12 protein-coding genes and 2 pseudogenes are annotated in these 17,978 nt (G+C 69.7%); 6 read left to right on the forward strand and 8 right to left on the reverse strand.

Annotation, left to right across the window (positions count from 1 at the left end):
- Window positions 1-90 precede the first annotated feature (90 nt).
- The gene (locus CES90_RS21965; protein WP_189786319.1) at window positions 91-1,317 is read left to right on the forward strand and encodes a glycoside hydrolase family 88 protein; all 1,227 of its coding nucleotides are present in this window, start codon (window positions 91-93) and stop codon (window positions 1,315-1,317) included.
- 54 nt (window positions 1,318-1,371) lie between these two features.
- Here the strand turns inward: CES90_RS21965 and CES90_RS21970 are convergent, their stop codons facing one another.
- The 4 genes and pseudogenes from CES90_RS21970 to CES90_RS52010 form a co-directional block, all read right to left on the reverse strand.
- Complete coding sequence (locus CES90_RS21970) at window positions 1,372-2,649, reverse strand: alginate lyase family protein (RefSeq protein ID WP_189786318.1); 1,278 nt, start codon at window positions 2,647-2,649, stop codon at window positions 1,372-1,374.
- On the reverse strand, window positions 2,646-4,253 hold the full coding sequence (locus tag CES90_RS21975) for a glycosyl hydrolase family 28-related protein (protein WP_373313539.1): 1,608 nt from the start codon (window positions 4,251-4,253) through the stop codon (window positions 2,646-2,648). The genes CES90_RS21970 and CES90_RS21975 overlap by 4 nt, the downstream gene beginning before the upstream one ends.
- Window positions 4,254-4,567: 314 nt before the next feature.
- Window positions 4,568-5,491: a PfkB family carbohydrate kinase gene (locus CES90_RS21980; protein ID WP_229914215.1), complete on the reverse strand. Its 924-nt coding sequence runs from the start codon at window positions 5,489-5,491 to the stop codon at window positions 4,568-4,570.
- 103 nt (window positions 5,492-5,594) lie between these two features.
- Window positions 5,595-5,715 (reverse strand): annotated as a pseudogene (locus CES90_RS52010) (class II glutamine amidotransferase); the annotation flags it as partial.
- A 319-nt stretch (window positions 5,716-6,034) separates the two neighbouring features.
- On the opposite strand from CES90_RS52010, the pseudogene CES90_RS21985 reads away from it, so the two are divergent.
- The 3 genes and pseudogenes from CES90_RS21985 to CES90_RS21995 form a co-directional block, all read left to right on the forward strand.
- Window positions 6,035-6,346: pseudogene (locus tag CES90_RS21985) on the forward strand (MFS transporter); the annotation flags it as partial.
- 105 nt (window positions 6,347-6,451) lie between these two features.
- Window positions 6,452-6,970 (forward strand): hypothetical protein, encoded by a 519-nt coding sequence (locus CES90_RS21990; RefSeq protein WP_373313543.1) that lies wholly within the window; start codon window positions 6,452-6,454, stop codon window positions 6,968-6,970.
- Window positions 6,971-7,447: 477 nt separating this feature from the next.
- The gene (locus CES90_RS21995; protein WP_208921434.1) at window positions 7,448-8,596 is read left to right on the forward strand and encodes an FAD-dependent oxidoreductase; all 1,149 of its coding nucleotides are present in this window, start codon (window positions 7,448-7,450) and stop codon (window positions 8,594-8,596) included.
- 96 nt (window positions 8,597-8,692) lie between these two features.
- Here the strand turns inward: CES90_RS21995 and CES90_RS22000 are convergent, their stop codons facing one another.
- The 3 genes from CES90_RS22000 to CES90_RS22010 all read right to left on the reverse strand — a co-directional run bounded on the left by CES90_RS22000 (window position 8,693) and on the right by CES90_RS22010 (window position 14,341).
- A complete protein-coding gene (locus CES90_RS22000) occupies window positions 8,693-9,754 on the reverse strand; it encodes a right-handed parallel beta-helix repeat-containing protein (protein ID WP_189786316.1) in 1,062 nt (353 codons plus the stop codon).
- Window positions 9,755-10,643: 889 nt separating this feature from the next.
- A complete protein-coding gene (gene chvE, locus CES90_RS22005) occupies window positions 10,644-11,750 on the reverse strand; it encodes a multiple monosaccharide ABC transporter substrate-binding protein (protein ID WP_189786315.1) in 1,107 nt (368 codons plus the stop codon).
- Window positions 11,751-13,768: 2,018 nt separating this feature from the next.
- Window positions 13,769-14,341, reverse strand: a complete 573-nt coding sequence (locus CES90_RS22010; RefSeq protein WP_189786382.1) for an AMIN-like domain-containing (lipo)protein — start codon at window positions 14,339-14,341, stop codon at window positions 13,769-13,771.
- Between the two features lie 690 nt (window positions 14,342-15,031).
- Here CES90_RS22010 and CES90_RS49765 point away from each other — a divergent pair.
- Window positions 15,032-17,062, forward strand: a complete 2,031-nt coding sequence (locus tag CES90_RS49765; protein ID WP_229914214.1) for an NACHT domain-containing protein — start codon at window positions 15,032-15,034, stop codon at window positions 17,060-17,062.
- Here the strand turns inward: CES90_RS49765 and CES90_RS49770 are convergent.
- The gene (locus CES90_RS49770; RefSeq protein WP_229914213.1) at window positions 17,059-17,271 is read right to left on the reverse strand and encodes a hypothetical protein; all 213 of its coding nucleotides are present in this window, start codon (window positions 17,269-17,271) and stop codon (window positions 17,059-17,061) included. The two genes, CES90_RS49765 and CES90_RS49770, sit on opposite strands and share 4 nt — an antisense overlap.
- A gap of 342 nt (window positions 17,272-17,613) precedes the next feature.
- Here CES90_RS49770 and CES90_RS22020 point away from each other — a divergent pair, with 342 nt between their 5' ends.
- Window positions 17,614-17,874 carry a hypothetical protein gene (locus CES90_RS22020; RefSeq protein WP_189786314.1) on the forward strand — a complete coding sequence of 87 codons (261 nt, stop codon included), beginning with the start codon at window positions 17,614-17,616 and terminating at the stop codon, window positions 17,872-17,874.
- Window positions 17,875-17,978: the final 104 nt, after the last annotated feature.

Consider the following 17,978-nt stretch of genomic DNA (forward strand, 5'->3'; position numbering starts at 1 on the left):
GAACACGGCTCACGTGGGTGTACATCGGTCGCGTCCCTGTGTAACGCTCGGGCAACTCCTTTCTCCTGCTGCTCAGTTGGAGGCGTGGACATGAGTGTTTCCCGACGCACTGTGCTGACCACGGCGGCCGGTGCCGCCGTTGTGGGTGCCACCTCGACACCGGCGGTAGCCGCGGCCGACGACCGGATTCCCGTACCCGCCCTGCGCACGCTCCGCGCGGCGGCCGACTACGCGGTCGAGAAGGTCCGTACCGTCGCGCCGAGCGTGACCGCCTTCCCGGTCGGCACGAAGTTCGAGAAATGGGTCTACTCGCAGAACGGCAGCTGGGTCGGCGGATTCTGGCCGGGCACCCTGTGGATGGCGTGGCTGCACACCGAGGACCACGCCTTCCGTTCCTGGGCGATGGCGTCGGCGGAGAAACTGGCCCCTCGCCAGTACGACACAGGCACGCACGACCTCGGCTTCCTCTTCTACCCGTCGTGGGTCACCGCCTGGCGACTGACCGGCGACGACGTCTGGCGGACGGGCGCAATACGCGCCGCCGACTCCCTGATCCAGCGGTACAACCCGCGCGGGCACTTCATCCGTGCCTGGGGCGCGCTGACCGATCCGAAGAACGCGGGCCGGGTCATCATCGACACGATGATGAATCTCGACCTGCTCGCGTTCGCGAGCCGGCGGACCGGCGACGCGAAGTACCTGGACATCGCCGTGGAGCACGCGAGGACCACCCAGCGGGTGTTCCCCCGCCCGGACGGATCGACCCCGCACGTGTTCGACTTCGACCCGGACAGCGGCGCGCCGATCGGCCCGAACACCGTGCAGGGCTACAGCCCCACGTCGTGCTGGTCGCGCGGACAGGCGTGGGGCCTGTACGGCTTCACCACGATGTACCGGCGGACCGGGAACGCGGAGTTCCTGGCCACGGCACGCAGACTCGCGGACTTCGCGGTACGGGCCCTGACCCCGGACCACGTTCCGGTGTGGGACTACCGCGCGCCGCAACAGCCCCACGACATCAAGGACGCGTCGGCCGGCGCGATCACGGCCTGCGGACTCCTCGACCTGGCCGCGGCCACGGGCCGGCGGTCCTATCGTGAGGTGGCGCTACGACTGCTCACCGCGCTCTCGGAGACCTGCCTGACGACGAACTCCGCCCGCGCCGAGGCGGTCGTGGCCCGCTGCACCCGCCACCGGCCGAACGAGGACGGGATCGAGATCTCCCTTCCGTATGCCGACTACTACCTGCTCGAAGGCATCCTGCGTGTGCTGCGGCCGAAGGACGTCGACCGGGCGATCGACCTGTCCTCGGTCTGACGACGCAGTGCGCGGGACCACCACGAGGATGCCTCGGAGCGGGGCGGACGCCGATCAGCCCACGAGGGAGTCCAACTGCTCCGCCGCCGGACGCAGGGCCCACAGGTCACCGCCCGGCGGCTCCTGAAGCAACGGAACCGCCCTTCGCGCCCGCGCGTCCCCGGCGTCGGCGGCCGCATGGACGACGTCCGTCGCCGCGTACCGGTGGAACGCGAGCTCCTGATGCGGCCAGGCGACGGACGCCGTCGCGGCCGGCAACAGGTAGTCCACCGCCTTGAACAGGCTCTGCCCGTCCGGGCCCCGGTACGCCCACAGGTTCACGCCGACGTTCCGACCGATGGCCGCGAGCCGGGTGTGGGCGACCAGGGCGAAGGTCGAATAGTGCCAACTCCTGGTCCGCGCCAGCTCCTGCGGCTGGCTGCCGTCGGCCGCGATCTGCGGGGCGACGCGCTTGCTCCGCGCGTTCAGGACCGTTCGGCGGGCCAGTTCCCTGTCGCCGGTCGCATGGGCGAGTGCGGCGAGCTGCATGTCGTAGAAGGTGCCGTGGTTGTTGGTCGCGGCGGCCTCCTCCTTACCGAAGCCGCTGTTCCTGAGCCAGTCGAGGAAGTCGGTGTTCCATTTCGCCATGCCGGTGCGGTCCTTCCTGGTCCAGCCCGGGGCGCCGCTGTTCAGCAGGGCGAGCGCGTCGAGGACGCTGGTGAAGGACTGCGAGAAGTCGATGATGCCGATGGCACGGCCGTCGTACTTGCAGGGGATGAACTGCGCGTGGTTCAGATGCGGGTTCATCCGCGTGGCCGGATCGAGGAACCAGGTGCGCAGTACCTGTCCGGCCTTCTCGGCGTACCGCCGCTCGCCGGTGTAGTACCAGGCGAGGGAGAGGTCGTACGCGGCGTCGAAGGTCTTCTCGACGTCCCGCCGGTCGGTGCCGGAGTCGACCTCGGGGTTGCGCTCGCCGTCGCGCTGCACGTACGGGCAGCCCCAGGGGTTGTCGGCGGTCGGGGCCGTGGTGGGCCACCAGTACGGGGCTTGACTGAGGTAGTCGTGGACGTCGCCGCTCGGCGCCGGCCTGGGCTTGTCGACGACCGTCCAGGGCCCCTGACCCAGCCAGGTGTCGGCGCGGGCCGTCAACGCCTCGACGGCCCGCCGCAGTCGTGGGTCGTCGCGATCCAGGCGCAGCTTGGTCGCATGCAGCCGGCTGCCGTCCAGGACGACTGTGCGCGGGACTCCGGTCGCGGCATGTGCCGTTGCCCGCGCAGAGACGCCGGGCAGGGCGCCGGCGGTGAACGCGGCCAGGGCCACCAGGAGGACAGCCAGGCGTGACGGTGCGCTCATCGGCCCACTCCGCGCTGCGCCGCGTGCAGGTTCCGCGGCCGTACCTCGTGCGGGCTGCCGTACAACTCCAGGCGCGTATGCAGGTCGCCGGTGAAGTCGGGGACGTCGATCTGGTCGAACTCCCTGACCTCGTCGATGCCGACGGTGGCGGAGTACGGCGCCAGACCGTCGATCCTGACCAGGCCCGCCCGGCCGTTGGTGACGCGGATGTTCCAGTGCGTGAAGCGGGCGCCGAACAGGGGACCGGCACTCGCGTCACCGCCGTGGCGGCCGTTGTTGTTCACGGTGATGTCGGTGCGGACGTTGGCGAAGGGCAGGCCGCGGTGGCTGTCGAAGGTGCCCATCCGCATGTCGCCGCGGGACCAGACGTTGTACGAGGACAGCCCCTCGACGTTGATGCCGTGCAGCTGGGTGTTCGAGGGCGCGGGGCTGGTGCGCTCCTCGATCGTGAAGTCCTCGATGAGGTTGTCGTGCGACCCCTCACGGCAGAAGTACGGGTGATGGGCGCCGCGGCCGGTGACACGCGTCCGTCGCAGGGTGCACGCGGAGGCGGACACGAGGCCGAAGCCGTTGTCGACGTGGCGGACCGTCACGTCGTCGACCCAGCAGTCGTACGCGCACTGGAGGACGACCCCGTTGTGGCCCTTGTCCAGCAGATGCGGCTGCTGGGGGGTCTCCGGTGCCTCCAGGGTCAGCCCCTCCACGCCTGAGCCCGTCAACTCCGATATATGCGTGGTCAGTTGAGGCTGCCACTCCGGGCGTACGTCGAGCGGGAGCGGGCGTTCGAGGGTGACCTTCCGGCCCTGAACCCGGACGATGCGCACGGGCCACTCGTAGGGGACGTACGACGTCAGCTTCGTCTTGTCGTCCCAGAGGTAGCCCTCCGGGCCCGGGCCGCCACCGCACATGTGCTGAAGGAGTGTGTGGTCCGCGTCGTCGGCGAGCCGGAGGAGCACGAGGGCGCCGGGGCGCAGCGACGACGCGTCCGTCACCGTGATCGTCCATGAGCCCTGCCGGGCCGGGGCGACCGTTGTGAGCGGACGCCACTCGTCGCGCCGGTTGCCCGTCCAGCCCTCGAAGGGCCATGCCTTCGCCCTGATCGCGGCGACGAGAGAGGCCCAGCGGGCCCTGGGGGCCAGCCAGATCATGCCGCCCGCCCACGACCAGCCCGACTTGTCGCCGCCGTAGCGGGAGCCGTACGCCCCGATCAGCTCGGTGAGGTTCTTCGTCGCGTACAGCGTCGTACGGCCGCTGCCGGCGCCCTTGAGGATCACGTTCGAGCGGTCCAGGCGGATCACGTCGTCGATCCGGAACGTGCCGGGCGGAATGGTGACCGTGCCACCGCCGGCCCTGCCGGCGGCGGCGATGGCACGGTTGATCGCGGGGGCGGAGTCGACCGTGCCGCCCGCGACGGCGCCGAAATCGCGTACGTCGGCGATCACGGGGCGGCGGGGGAGGCGGACCGCCCCGCCGCGGCAACCGGCTCGGCCGATGTACGGGATCTGCGGATGCGTGAAAGGTGCGCGCCTGAACTCCCGCCAGAGGAGCGGGATGTCGGCCGACCGTGCGTCCGAGCCGACGCCGGCCGCTGGGCCTGAGCCCATTGCCGCCGCCGCTGTGCTTGAGCTGATTACCGCCGCCGCACCGGCGCCGGCCGCTGTGGCGATGGCGCTTCCCAGCAACGAGCGCCTGCTCATGTTCATGCTCATGACATTCAGACCGTCCGTGGCAACCCTGTGCGCGTCTCTCATGCCCGTTCGCCCTTCCCACGGTCTTTTCATGGATGTGAACGATGTTCATAGGTGCGTTGAGCGGTGAGCATGCCACGGCGCCCTTGAGGAGGAAAGGACTCATGCAGTGTTTATTGGTAGGGACCTTTGAGTGAGGGACATCGGGGTATCGCAGCGCGTCCTCGCCCTCACCCCTCCCGCATCCACGCCCGAGTTCCGAACGAGGCACACGCCTGCGAGGCCACCGCGGCGGCACCGCGCAGGGCCTCGGCGAAGGCCCGCGATGTCAAGTCGCCCTGAAGCGCGAGGCGATGGGTGAGGGCCCCGTGCAGGACGTCGCCCGCGCCCAGTGTGTCCGCCACCCGTACGGCGGGCACGTCCACCGTGCCCCCGCTGTCGGGGCCCGCCCACAGGATGGGTCGACCTCCCCGGCTGACCGCCGACCAGCCGACCCCGTGGTCCCGCAGGAACCGCAGGGTGTCCGTCGGAGTGTTCGTGCCGGGCGGATGGAAGTCGTCCGAGCAGACGGCCACGTCGATCGACGTCAGCAGCTTCTCCGTGCCGGCCTTCCAACTGCCCCCGTCGAGAACGGTCCGCCGGCCGGCGGACCGCGCGGCGCGGGCCGCGGCCACGGCCAACTCCCCGTGGTGACCGTCGAATTCGACGATGTCACAGGCCGCCACCAACGTGTCGAGATCATCGGGCGGGGTGAGCCGGCACCCCGTCGCGTTGGTCGAGGCGACGGCACGGTCTCCGCTGGACGCGGTCACCAGGACGGACGACACGGCGGGCGGCTCGACCGAGTCGGCCGCCAGATCCACCACGGTCACGCCCAGCTCGCCCAGGTCCGCCGCGACAGCGACGCCCAGGGGATGGGAGCCGATCGCGGTGAGCAGCGTGGCCGCGCCGCCCAGGTGGGCGAAGGTGGCGGCCGCGTTCGCGGCCGGACCGCCCGCGGCCACGGTTTGCTCACGCGCCGTCAGCTTCTCGTCGGAACCCGGCACATGGTCGACCAACTGGATGACGTCCAGTGTGCACAGACCGACGAACAGACCGACAGGACGTCCCCGCGTAGCCGCCGCCCCCACCGGCCCCCGCACCGACTCCGCCAAGGTTCCCCACTCTCCTGACGATCCTGTCGTTCCGACCGACTCCGAAACCATCCGCCGCAGAGCGCCGCGGGCGGCTCGACGGCCCTCTCAGTGTCGCGCCATCGGCCGGGGTGCCGTCCTGCCGTGTGTACCAGGCCACACCGAAGCCGTCGCCGTTGGTCGTCTCGACGTCCATCCGTGAGTCGAGCAGCACGGGTGCCCGAGTAGGCGAGCCAGCGGCACATGGTTCGGTGTCCCTGTCTGTCGAAGCGGTGGGTGGCCGTGTGCACCCAGCCAACGCCGGTTCATGCGACAGCCGCATCGCCCGCTGCAGGTGGTTTCTGGCCGATTGTGCGCTGGGTTCAAATCCGCCGACAAACCGGAGAAGGCCGTTCCGCGACGGACCGCGCGCCCCGCCACGCCCCATGACACATCGTGGGCGCGCGCGGGTGGGCGGAGGCTGAGATGCTGGGCGAGGGAAGTCCTGCCCATAGCCCGAACGGACGGTGGTCGTGAGGTGCCGTGACCGATGATCGCGATCAGGAACCGGTGATGGCGGGAGCGGGCCTGTTCCTCACCATCCCGCTGTGTCTGCAGGTGGTGCAGGGCTTCGACGCCTTCAAGACAGGTCTGCGGCTGCTCCCGGTGTCCGCCGCCATGCCGGTCGCCTCCACGGTCGGCTCCCGGATGGGGCGAGCGGGGGGACCGCGCCGGGTGGCCCGCCCGGCCCTGGCGATCCTGGCGACCCTGGCGGGGACCGTCCTGTGGCTGCCGGCCACCATCGACCCGGTCATCGATGACGCGCAGTTCGCCGCGGCCATGGTCCTGCTCGGCGTGGGCACGGGCCTGCTCACCTCGCAGGCCGGCTTCCTGGTCACCCCACGTCTGCCGTCAGCACGGGGCGGCGGTACGCAGCCCCGTGGCTCCACCGCGCCGAGTGACGCTCCGGACGCGACGCGCCGAGCCCGCAGGGAGGCCGCGATGAACCGGACCGACCGGGACATGCCCCCGCCGCGGGGTGCCGAACACCGGGCCCATGCCCACTACACCGGCGGCGTCTACGGCTCCATGCTCGCCGCCTCCGTGATTGTCGGCGCCGGCGACCTGGGTTCGTACCCGCACACAGAGCTGGTGCTGCTGCTGTTGTTCACCGGCGTGGTGTTCTGGGCCGCGCACGTGCATGCCCAACTGTTCGGCGCGCGCCTGGCACAGCGGGACCTGGACCGCCGGACCGTGCTGCATGTGTTGCGCGACGAGTGGCCGATCGTCAATGCCGCCGTCCCGCCGGCTGTGGCCGTCGCCGCCAGTCCGCTGCTGGGTCTCGGTGTGGAGGGTTCCCTCTGGCTCGCGCTCGCCGTGGCCGTGGCCGGGCAGGTCGGCTGGTCGGTCGCCGCGGCACGGCGTGCGGGCGCCTCCCGGAGTGTGATGGCCGTGACCGGGTCGGTGAACCTGCTGCTCGGTCTACTGATCATCCTGTTCAAACTCGTCCTGACCCACTGACACGGGTTCTGGTGTGGTGTCGGCTCCGGATCACCCGGATCGGGCGAGCGCGCGCGGCGACGAGGCGGACGATCGCAGGAGGGTGTGGGTTTGTTCTCCCCCTGCCCCGGAGCCCGGGGGAGAACAAACCCACACCGCAGGACGCCTGCGGCTGATCGCCCGCGCCACGCCCGTGCCCACCGCCGTCCGGCGCGATCTCGCCACGGCTGCGTCCGGCCGGCCCTGATCACCCCTGCACGGGCGCCCACTTCAGCGCGGGCTGGGGCGCCCCTGGCGAGCTGGAGATCCATCTCGTACGGCCCGATCCGGTGGCGGAGTTCCTCGCCCACACCGCGGTCGACGAGGGCCGCTACCGTCACCCCGTTCGCTTCCTGCGGGTGTCGGTCACCTGTCGGGGGCTGTCGGTCGGGTGTCGGTGACTCGTCGGCGGGGGCTGGCACTTTTCCGGAGACGGCCGACCGGAGTTCACCGGGCGGCATGACCCCGAAGGAGCCATCATGCGCACTGCCGTCACGATCATGCGCCGGACTCGGCGGACTCACGCTGGCCCGCGTTCTGCACGTCCACGGAATCCCGGTCACGGTCTACGAGGCCGACCCCTCACCGTCGGCGCGCACGCAGGGCGGAATGCTCGACATCCACGACTACAACGGGCAGCTCGCCCTCAAGGCGGCCGATCTGATGGACGAGTTCCACGCCATCGTCCTGGAGGGTCACCAGACGATGCGGGTCCTCGACCAGGACGGGACCCTCCTCCTGGACAAAGCCGACGACGGCACGGGCGGACGCCCCGAGGTGATGCGCGGCGAGCTGCGGCAGATGCTGCTCGACTCGCTCCCGGCCGGCACCGTCCGGTGGGGGCACAAGGCCAGCGCTGTCCGTGCCCTCGGTGAGGGCCGCCACGAGGTGACGTTCTCCGACGGCGGCGCCGTCGTCACCGGCCTGCTGGTCGGCGCGGACGGCGCCTGGTCACGGGTCCGGCCGCTGCTCTCCGACGCGGTCCCCGAGTACGCCGGTACGTCGTTCGTCGAGACCTACCTCTTCGACGCCGACACCCGGCACCCGGCCGCCGCCGAAGCGGTCGGCGGCGGATCGATGATGGCGCCCGCCCCGGGCAAGGAGATCTTCGCTCACCGGGAAAGCGGCGACACCTTGCACACCTACGTGGCGCTGTCCAAGCCGCAGGACTGGTTCGCCGCCATCGACTTCACCGATGCCGCCACGGCCACCGCGCGGATCGCGGCCGAATTCGAAGGCTGGGCACCGAAACTCACCACGCTGATAGCCGACGGCGACACCGCGCCCGTCCTGCGCCCCCACCACGCCCTGCCACTCGGGCTCCGATGGGACCGCGTGCCCGGGGTGACCCTGCTCGGCGACGCCGCCCACCTCGCCGCCCCGAACGGCGAAGGCGCCAACCTGGCCATGCTCGACGGCGCCGAAGTCGGCAAGGCCCTCGCCGCGCACCCCGACGACATCGAGGGCGCGCTCACCGAGTACGAGCAGGCCATGTTCCCCCGCAGTGCCGAGGTCGCCACTTTTGAAGGTGCCGAGATCCACGGGATCGACTCCGAGGACAACACAGCCCACGCTCTGATCAACATGTTCACCGAGAAGGGCCAATGAGCCACCCAAGCTCCGAACAGCGATTGACAACGCGCGCATGGGGCCTGCCGCGACGGTGGGCCCCATGCGGGCAAGTCCAGAAGTCCGGCTGGAGTGCTAGCGCTTGTAGGTGTTGCCGCCCGTGTCCTTGACGGACTTGCAGGTGCGACCGGTGTCGGACCCTGAGCGGACGGTCGGCTTCTTCTTGTTGTAGTAGTTCACGGTGTAGGTGTTGCCCGAAAACGTGTTGCCGCCCTTTCCGCATGTGTCGGCCCTCGGGAACACCCAGTAGGTGAACACCCCGTAGTTGCCGTTCCCCCGGGTCATCCCCTTGTAGTCGCGACCCTTCCGGAAGACGTTGTTTTGAACCTTGTTGCCGCTGCTGCCGTCGCTGGCGCGGACCGGGTCGCCCGAGATGACCTTGAAGGTGTTCCCCTTCACCAGATTCCCGTTGCTCCCGGGGGTCTTCTGCGTCTGGTTGAAGGCGAGGTAGACACCGTGGGTGTTCCCCGGGGCATTCTTGTTCTCGAGATTGACGAACCAGTTGTTGGTGATCTTGGCCTTCGAGACGTAGTTCAGATGCACGCCTGCGTAGCCCTTGCCGCCCTTGACCCAGGCGTTGCCCATTTGCTGGAAGGTGATCCTGTTGACCACGAGGCTCTTGACCGGGCCGTCCTGCCTGGTCCCCGTGGCCTTGATCCCACCGTCGCCGTAGCGCTGCACGGTGAATGGCCCCTGGAAGTTCAGTTTGGGTGACTTCGGGCCGACCTTCGTCCAGTACCCGGCCTTGGCCGCCCGCCCGTCGAACGTGACCGGGCCTGTCCCCGGCTGGACCTTGACGGTGACCGCACTGGCGATGCCCGGCCCCCACTCCACCCCGGCATCGGTGTAGGTGCCGCCGCGGAGCATGATCGTCGCGTTCTTCGTGTGCCTGGCCCGGAGCACGGCCTGGGCGTCACGCAGGGACCTGACCGGACTCTGAGCAGTGAGACCGGCCTTCCCGGCCACCCGCAGAAGAGACTTCTCCGAAAGCCCGGCAAGCGAGGTTCCGCCGGAGCCGACGTAAACGGTGACATCCTCGCCCCCGGCCGGAGCGGCCTGCGCCCCCGGCCCGCTCGGAACCAGCATCATCACGGCCGTCGCCAGGCACGGCAGACCGATGCGCAGGTGCTTGCGCATGGGTGTTCCCCCAATCAAAGGTCATGTGAGGCACGAGCGAGAAGTCCATTCCCGCCGCTCGTGTGACAGGAACGCTGCCCGGATTCACGCCGACACGGCAAGCACTTCACGCTGTCCGGGGCTGTCCGGAGCTGTCCCGGACAGCCTGCCCACCCGTGATGCCGATGCGGAGCCTCAGTGACACCGGTAGGTTCCCCGCGGTGACCTCGATGGAGACGTAGGGCTTCGCGTCGATGACCGACGGGGCGCAGTCGCATTGCAGGTGCTGGGGGACATGGCTCAACAACCGCCCGTGGTCATGCTCCACGGTGGTGCGGGGCTGTCGGACTATCTGGGCGCTGTCGCTCCCATGGTCGTGGACCTCGCGCCCGTGTACCGGTGCGACCAACGTGGTACGGGCCAATCTCCGCGGCGGGGCCGCCATTCCGCGCCCGGCATGTCGACGATCTCGCCGAGCTGCTCGACGCATGGGGCGTGCCCAATGCCGTGTTGATCGGGCACTCCTACGGTACCGACCTGGCGATGCGACCGCCGCATGTCCACAGAGCAGCAGGAGCGGATCCGCGCCCTGGAGGAGTTGCCGCACCGCACGGAGGAGCAGGAAGCCGAACCGCTCATGCCGGCCTGGTTCACTTACCACGCCGATCCCGAACGCGGGTGGCACGGGGCCGCGCAGGATGCCCGGCACCGTCGCCACCATCAACTGGGCCATGACAGGCGAACTTGGGCAACGAAGGACACGCGGACCGGCTCGATGAGCACCTTGCCGAGTTCCGCGCATGCCTGCCCGCACGAGCGGAACTCCACCTCGTGTACCGGGACTGGCTCGGCTGGACGAGGACGAACTCACCGACCTGGAGAAGGGCGTCGTCTGGCCTCCTGCCAGCGGCTACTTGAGTTCGGCGTCGGTGTAGTAGCCGCCCTGGACCAGAACGTCCTTGTAGTTGGTCTTGTCGACGCTCGTCGGCTGCAGCAGGTAGGCGGGCACGGCCTTGACGCCGTTGTTGTAGGTCCTTCTGTTGTTCACCTGCGGCACGTCGTCGTGGAGAATGTCGTCGACCATGTTCGCGGCGACCTCGGCGAGCTGGCGGAGATCCTTGTAGATGGTCTGGGACTGCTGACCCGCGACGATCGACTTCACCGAGGCCAGTTCGGCGTCCTGACCGGTGATGACCGGGAGGGGCTTGCTGCCGGAGCCGTAACCGTCCGACTGCAGCGCATTCAGGATGCCGATCGAGATGCCGTCGTACGGCGACAGGACCGCGTCGACCTTCTCGCTCTTGTACGACTGGGTGAGGATGCGGTTCATGCGCTTCTGCGCGGTGGGCCCGTCCCAGCGCAGGGTGGTGACCTTGTCGAGCTCGGTCTGGCCGGACTGGACGACCAGTTGCTTGCTGTCCAGGTACGGCTGCAGGAGGTTCATCGCGCCGTCGAAGAAGTACTTGGTGTTGTTGTCGTCGCTGGAGCCGGCGAACAGTTCTATGTTGAACGGGCCCTTGCCGTCCTCCAGGCCGAGCTTCTCGATGATGTAGCGGGCCTGGAGCCGGCCGACCTGCTCGTTGTCGAAAGAGACGTAGTAGTCGACGTTCTCGGTGCCGAGGATGAGCCGGTCGTAGGAGATCACCGGCGTACCCGCGTCGGCGGCCTTCTGGAGCACGCCGTTCAGCGACTTGTTGTCGATGGCCGCGATGATCAGTGCGTCGACGCCCTGCTTGATCAGTTTCTCGATCTGTGAGACCTGGGTCTTCGGGTTGTCCTCGCCGTAGACCAGCTTGGTCTTGTATCCCTTGGCCTGCAGGTCCTCGACGACGCTCTTGCCGTCGGTGATCCAGCGCTCGGAGGCCTGGGTCGGCATGGCGATCCCGATGGTGGCGCCCTCGGAGCTGCCCTCGCTGCCCCCGGAGCTGCCCTCGCTGTTCTGGCCGCAGGCGGACAAGGTGAGTGCGAGGGAGACCGCTCCGGCGATGGTGGCAAGGGCGGCTCTTCGGTTACGCATTGTGATCGTTCCTTGTTCTTTTCGGTGTTGGGAGGATGGCGGCGTATCAGAATGTCGACAGGGAAACGGTGGAGCGGGGCCGTCAGTCGGCGTGCGGGTCGCGAGGATTCGGACGTGCTCCCGGGCGGTGTCGGGGATCAGGTCCCGCGGATGGGTGCCGTGCGGGCAGGTCCTGGGGGCGCCCTGAACGGACCGAACCCGGGGGAGTGGTGTGCCGCGGCGGATCGACTCGGCTGCCTCGTAGACCTGCTCGTAGCCGCCGAGGTTGTCGGGGCCTTGGCACACCTGGTGCAGGTCGGGTGAACAGGCGGCGGATCTCGCCGAAATGCTTGAGGGCCAGGTCCCCGGCGCCTCGCTCGCGTCGGTGCTCAGGAGCCTCGGTATCCCGCGGATCGCCGATCAGTGCGTCGGCGCGCCACGGCATCCGGCTCTCGCGGACTCTCGTGATCCCTTTGCCGGTGTGCACTTGTGAGTACATCAGGCCGTGCCACAGCGCTCCGGCCACATGCTGGCTGCTTTCGGTGATGCGCAGGGCATATGCCTTTCACGTGTTCGAAATGGCGACAGATGGCCGGAATCTTGGCCGTGACCTTAAAAGGGGACGTGCTGGGTGTCAACGGGGTGAACAGGAACGGTTCCAGAAAGTGTTGGAGATGGGTTTCGTCTCCCGCAGACCTTGTCGCGGTGCCTGACACTGCACCCTGACTCCTTCAGTTGACCTGTTCAACGGCATGATATGGGGAATGCGGTGGGGGCGAGGCAACTGGGCGACGACCTCGGAGAAGCCGTCCCGCGGGCGTGCGACGCTTCGCGTGCCCCAATGGTGCTACGTCTCATGCCGGTGTCACTGGGACTTCTCACTCCCGATGCCGCAGGTTGCTGCTGGTCACGGCGTGAGGGCTGGCTGGGAATCAACTCACCGGGTTTGACCTTGGTTTCGTCCGGGGGCGAGGAATCTGGCGATGTCGTCCGGCGTACGGAAACGGGCTGTTGACGCGGGGAGACCGGACACCGTGGGATTCCGGGACCGGGCGGACGTCCTTCACCGCACCCACCTCGCCGTGGGGCCGGCCGTCGCTTCGCGGATCGCACGCGTGCAAAGCACGCTCAGGTTCACGCCCTGCTGGAGGCCAACTGCAGTCGGCGGTCGATTGCAGGGCCGTTGGGCATGCGAGTTCGCTTCGTGCGGCGGTTCGCCCGGACAGCGTCCGAGCTTGGTGAACTCGGCCTGAAGGCGCCCGGTGCAGTGGGCGCCTCCAGGCGGTCGACCCATTCTGCGGCGGTGGCGAACGCGACGCGGTGGCCGGCCGGGCAGGCCCGGATCGCGTCGATCGTTCTGATCGTGGGGGAGCTTTGCGGCTCGTACTCTGGCTGCGCTGCCGTGGGACTCGTGGGCGGCCGCTTCGCGGTGGAAGCAGGCGACCGGGTATTCGGTGTGGGCCCAGGACTTTTCGCGGGCCCACTCGGCGAGTCGTTCGGCGGCGTCCAAGAGGGCTGGGGCCTTCATCGCCCAGGCGTGGCAGGCCTGGTCGGCGGCGGTTTGCGTGCTGGTCCGGCGGGAGGCGAGGAGGCCTTGCCGTTCTGGTCGACGTTCGTGACTTCCAAGGTCGCAGTGCGGGCGGCCAGCAGCCCTTCTTCTGCGCACGACGGGCGGCCGCGGCGGCATGGTCGGCGGCGGTAAGAGTCCGGCGGCGGTCCCGGCAGCGGGCATCCGGGTGGCCACGTCTTGGCTGGTCGTGACGCGAAGCCGAGAACGTGGCCGTACCGGCCCGGCCGCTCCTCCTCGTGAAAGAAGATCAGGTGCGCGGAGACCATTGACTTCGTAGAACGGCTCGACGCCATTCGCCTCGATCCGTGGCATGTCCTGGTCTTCTCGGTGCCTTCTCGATCCCCTCGCGGGCGGACGCCGGCCGCTGCTGGGGCCGTTCAGCAACGTTCCGTTGCCGGACGCTCCGAGGGTGTGGCCGCGCGTCCGGCTCGACCGTGCCGGACGCGCTCCCCGTTCCCTACCGCAAACCCTAGCTCGTCCAGCTGTGGGCCACGTCGACCACGACCCGGTCGTCCAACTGGATCACGCGGAACGGCAGTCGGGCGCGGACGCCGACAGCGACCTGCGTCTGGCCCTCGAAGGTGCCGCCGAACCGGGTGTCCCGGAAGGTCCTGTACCCGCTGATGTTCACGCTGGGCAGGCGCTTGCCCACCTCGCCCGGGTAGGTCGGCACGCCGGCCTCCAGGTCGTAGCTCCAAGCGCCGACGCGGATCTCGAGGATCGCCCCACCGGCGACCGGTATGTACTCGCCCGAGGGGTCCGCGTAGAACCGGTCCACGTACTGGACGTGGTAGCCGATCTGGTCGCCGCCGGGCACGTCGAACACGATGCGGTCGTAGCACTCGTGCTGTCCGGTCCTGATGTCCTCCAGGTGATCGGCCCCTATGGCGGCACCGCCCTTGGCGCCGCTTCCCCAGCCCGTCGGGCAGGCCGCCGCCGCGCGCGAGCCCTCGGCCGGGGCCGCGCCCGCGGTGCTCGCCGCCGTCCCCAGCGTGGCGCCCGCGAGCGCGAGCACCGCCAGTGCTGCTCCGATACGTCGCATCATGTCCCCCTTGGTCGCGCTTGGTCGCGCCTGTCGCGCCTGGTCGCGTAACTCTGATGCCGGGTGAGACGGCCGGGGGTGCCGGAAGGTTGTGCACCAGACGGGGGCAAATAGGGAAGCTCGACGTCCACTTTCATGGGACTCGCTTGAAAGCGGACGGCGAGATTCCCTGAGAACGCCCAGCAGTCACCACCCTTCGGCGACAACGCTCAACCTTCGCGGCGACAGATCGCCTGACCTGCGTAGAACGCCCGGTCTCACGAACACGGCTTCGGGCCGTGCGCGCGGATCTACCGCCTCATCCAGGGCTCGGAACGCAACTGCGTGCAGCCGCGCATCCCGTCATGGAACGCGTCGACACCCGCCACTGGGGCGATGCCGGGCAGCTCGCAGCTCCCGCCGGCTGAACTCGCCCAGCGGGGCACGTACGCGTCGAGAGTGATGACACCGCGACATCGACATCGCCCTCGCGGCCGGGGTGAACGGCCTGGTCATCGGCCTCGGTGAGCCGACGAACGTCAGGGCGCGGCCGTCATGCTGTGGATTGGGCGGGATCGGGCGGGCGTGGTGCTGGTGTACCGTCACCGTCCTCACACTGGTTCGCTGGGTCTGCCGCTGTGCGGGCATGGGGACTTGCCTTCCCTTGCGGCATGATCGGGTCCGAGTCGGAGGAGGAAGGGGCCAGGGGCCATGGAGCGGCGGAACAAGGGGCTGTTCGTCGTCTGCGTTCTGGCCCTCGTCTCGCTTCTCGTGCTGGCCACTCAGCTCCTCTACGCGTCGTCGCTGACCTCCCGCTACGCCGAACGGCTCGATACGTTCCTGGGCATGGCCGGGATTGCGTTGCTTCCGGTGTCCGCGGCGCTGTGGCGCCGGTGGGGCGGCGGCCGGGCCGGGACAGGAGCCCTGCGGCCACGCGAGGAGTGGCTTGCCGAGCTCGCCCGTGCCGAGCGTGAGCGCATCCAGGACGACCTGCGGTTCCGCGGAGTCGAAGTGGCCCCCATAGCCGTACCGTGGCAGGCGGAACCTCTGCTCGGAGACGTGCCGCCGCACGTCGTGGCGAGCGGAGACGTGGATGGGCTGCGGGGCGTCTGGTCCGGGCGTCTGATCGTCGTGGGCCCGGCGGGCTCCGGCAAGTCCATCGCCCTGGAGGTGCTGGCCGGACGGCTGCTGGCGCAAGGCGGGCCCGTGCCCGTCGTCCTCTCCTTGGCCGACTGGGATCCGCGCCACCGCCTGCACTCCTGGATCGGACGCCAACTGGTGGAGCGCTACCCGGAGTTATTCAGTCAGGTCGACGAGCAGGACCTGTTGCGGGCGCTGCTCCGGGACGCGGCCGTCATACCGTTCCTGGACGGTTTCGACGAGGTGGCGAAGGACCGCCGGGTTCTGCTGCTCCAGGCTCTGCAGCGCGAGATGGGAGCGGAGCTGCCCGTCGCGCTGGCCTCCCGCACCGAGCAGTTCCGGGAGGCTGCAGCGGTGGCGGGCCCGATCCCGCGGTCGGTCGCGGTCCGTCTCTCGCCTCTGACTCCGGATCAGTTCGAGGGGTTTCTCACCGGTCGCCGCCCTCCCAGCCTGCCCGCCTGGCAGCCGCTCCTCGAGACCATGCGCCAAGGCCGGGCCCCGGCCCTCGCCGAGGCGTTCACCACTCCGCTGATGCAGTGGCTCGGGCTGCAGGTGTACGGCCATGCCGGTGCCGATCCCCGCGAACTGGCCGACCGGAGCCGCTTCCCCACCTCCCGTGCCATCGAGCGTCACCTGCTGGGCACCCTGGTGCCGGTGGTCTTCTCACACCCGGGCGTGCCCGGCGCGGCCCGCCACGCACGCCGCTGGCTGGCGTTCCTGGCCCGCCACGCCGAGCGGCACAGCGAGGGCTCCATCCGCTGGTGGGAGCTGCACCGCTCGGCACAGCCGCAGCTCGCCGCGGTCTACGGCCTCCTGCTCGCCGCCCTCTCCGTGGGCCTGGGCCGGATCTCCCGCGCCACGGGCACCGGGCTCCTGGCCGGCGCGCTGTGGGGTGCGGTGTGCGGCGCCGCGTTCACCGGGGCGTATGTGCTGGCCCGACACCTCGAATACCAGACCAGACTGGCCGCACCGGACGGCTTCCGTTCGACGGTGTCCGTCCGGGACACAGTGCTGCGGCTGGCCCGGGTCCTGCCGCTCGTGGCCGTCGCGGCGATGGTCGCCGCGGCCGCGAACGGGCTGGTGATCGAGCCCTTCGACAGGGCCGGCCTGCGTGACCTGCTGGCTCAAGGGCTGGCCAGCGCCTTCGTCATCGGGGCGTGCGGCGGTCACACCGCGGGTGTCGTCCTCAACCAGGCCTTCACCCTGGACGCGACGGTCGCCCCCACGAACGCCGGCGGACCCGGCGACGCGTTGCGCCGTGACAGGCGAGCCTCGGCAGCAGTCGCCGTCTGCTTCGCCGCGGCCGGGGCCGTCGTCACGTGGACGGCCTGGTATCTGGCGGCGGGCGACGGACCGCCGACCGCGTTCGCTCTGGCGTCCGTCTCGGCGGCAGCCGTCTTCGGCACCTGCATGTTCGCCGTGTGGCCGGTCTTCCGCGCCGCACACGCCTGGTACGGCCTGCGTGGTCAACTCCCGTTCCGCTACGGCACGTTCCTCACTCGGGCGCACGACGCCGGCGTGCTCCGCGAGGACGGCCTCACCCATCGCTTCCGGCACGCGATGCTCCAGACGGCGCTGAAGTCGAGCCGCGACAACTATTAGGACTCCGTGCCGGCGAACGCGGTGAACGCGGTGAACGCGGTGAACGCGGTGAACGCGGCGAACGCGGTGAACGCGGCGAACGCGGCGAACGCGGCGAACGCGGCGAACGCGGCGAACGCGGTGAACGCGGCGAGCGTGCTCTCGGACCGGAAGCGCCCCGGGTGCGACCAGCTCGCCAGGATCTGGTCCGCGCTGATCGGTCCCCACACCGGGGAGTCGGAGCAGCTCGGGCGCCATAGCCTCGACGAGACCGACGATCTCGGTCTCCGGCTCCGTGGTTTCCGCTCGCAGCGCTTGGATCCGAGCAGCTGTGGACCGCAGCGCGCGAACGGTCATGCGATGCTCAACGGTCTGGACAGGCCGCTCCCGGAGCATGGCGCAGCGAGACATCACTGCTGTACGGCCCTTGCCCACGCAGCTCGGCCCGCAGGTCCTCGGGGCAGACACGACCAGCGCCTTGAGGTGATGGACAGCCGCCGTGCACGGAGTGACGGCGCCCTGCCGGGTGGCCGGCAGCTCCCACAGCCCTCCCGGTCACCGCAGCGACGTGGGTGAATCAGGTGCTCGGCAGTCAATACCTCGCGAGCCTCGCGAACGGCGTCGATCGCGTCGGTCTTCCGACCGACGTGCTGCGAGGGCCGTTTGGGGCGGCAGACCTCGACGACCCGTTCGCCGACGCGTCGAGAAAAGTGGCCAGCCCTGCCCGGGCCGGTGGCGGCTTCGGCGTACGCGAGCGCAGCGTCGGCGGCGGACACCGCCGCGGTGGCCAGTCCCGCACCTCACGGTGCACGCGCCCACAGCAGCTGAGCTGAAGGCGGCGGCCCTCGATCCCCAGGCCCGCTGCTTCGCGGTGCCCTCATCGAACACTTGCACACTGCCCTCCAGGACAGTGCCCCAAGGGACAATTTCGCCCCGT

This window comes from Streptomyces capitiformicae, from assembly GCF_002214185.1.
GTDB classification, from domain to species: Bacteria; Actinomycetota; Actinomycetes; order Streptomycetales; family Streptomycetaceae; genus Streptomyces; species Streptomyces capitiformicae.

What these genes read in the sequence shown, in the direction of transcription:
- CES90_RS21965 (WP_189786319.1), top strand. Translation starts at nt 91, where the DNA reads ATGAGTGTTTCCCGACGCACTGTGCTGACCACGGCGGCCGGTGCCGCC.
- CES90_RS21970 (WP_189786318.1), bottom strand. Translation starts at nt 2,649, where the DNA reads ATGAGCGCACCGTCACGCCTGGCTGTCCTCCTGGTGGCCCTGGCCGCG.
- CES90_RS21975 (WP_373313539.1), bottom strand. Translation starts at nt 4,253, where the DNA reads ATGGGCTCAGGCCCAGCGGCCGGCGTCGGCTCGGACGCACGGTCGGCC.
- CES90_RS21990 (WP_373313543.1), top strand. Translation starts at nt 6,452, where the DNA reads ATGAACCGGACCGACCGGGACATGCCCCCGCCGCGGGGTGCCGAACAC.
- CES90_RS21995 (WP_208921434.1), top strand. Translation starts at nt 7,448, where the DNA reads ATGACCCCGAAGGAGCCATCATGCGCACTGCCGTCACGATCATGCGCC.
- CES90_RS22000 (WP_189786316.1), bottom strand. Translation starts at nt 9,754, where the DNA reads ATGCGCAAGCACCTGCGCATCGGTCTGCCGTGCCTGGCGACGGCCGTG.
- chvE (WP_189786315.1), bottom strand. Translation starts at nt 11,750, where the DNA reads ATGCGTAACCGAAGAGCCGCCCTTGCCACCATCGCCGGAGCGGTCTCC.
- CES90_RS22010 (WP_189786382.1), bottom strand. Translation starts at nt 14,341, where the DNA reads ATGCGACGTATCGGAGCAGCACTGGCGGTGCTCGCGCTCGCGGGCGCC.
- CES90_RS49765 (WP_229914214.1), top strand. Translation starts at nt 15,032, where the DNA reads ATGGAGCGGCGGAACAAGGGGCTGTTCGTCGTCTGCGTTCTGGCCCTC.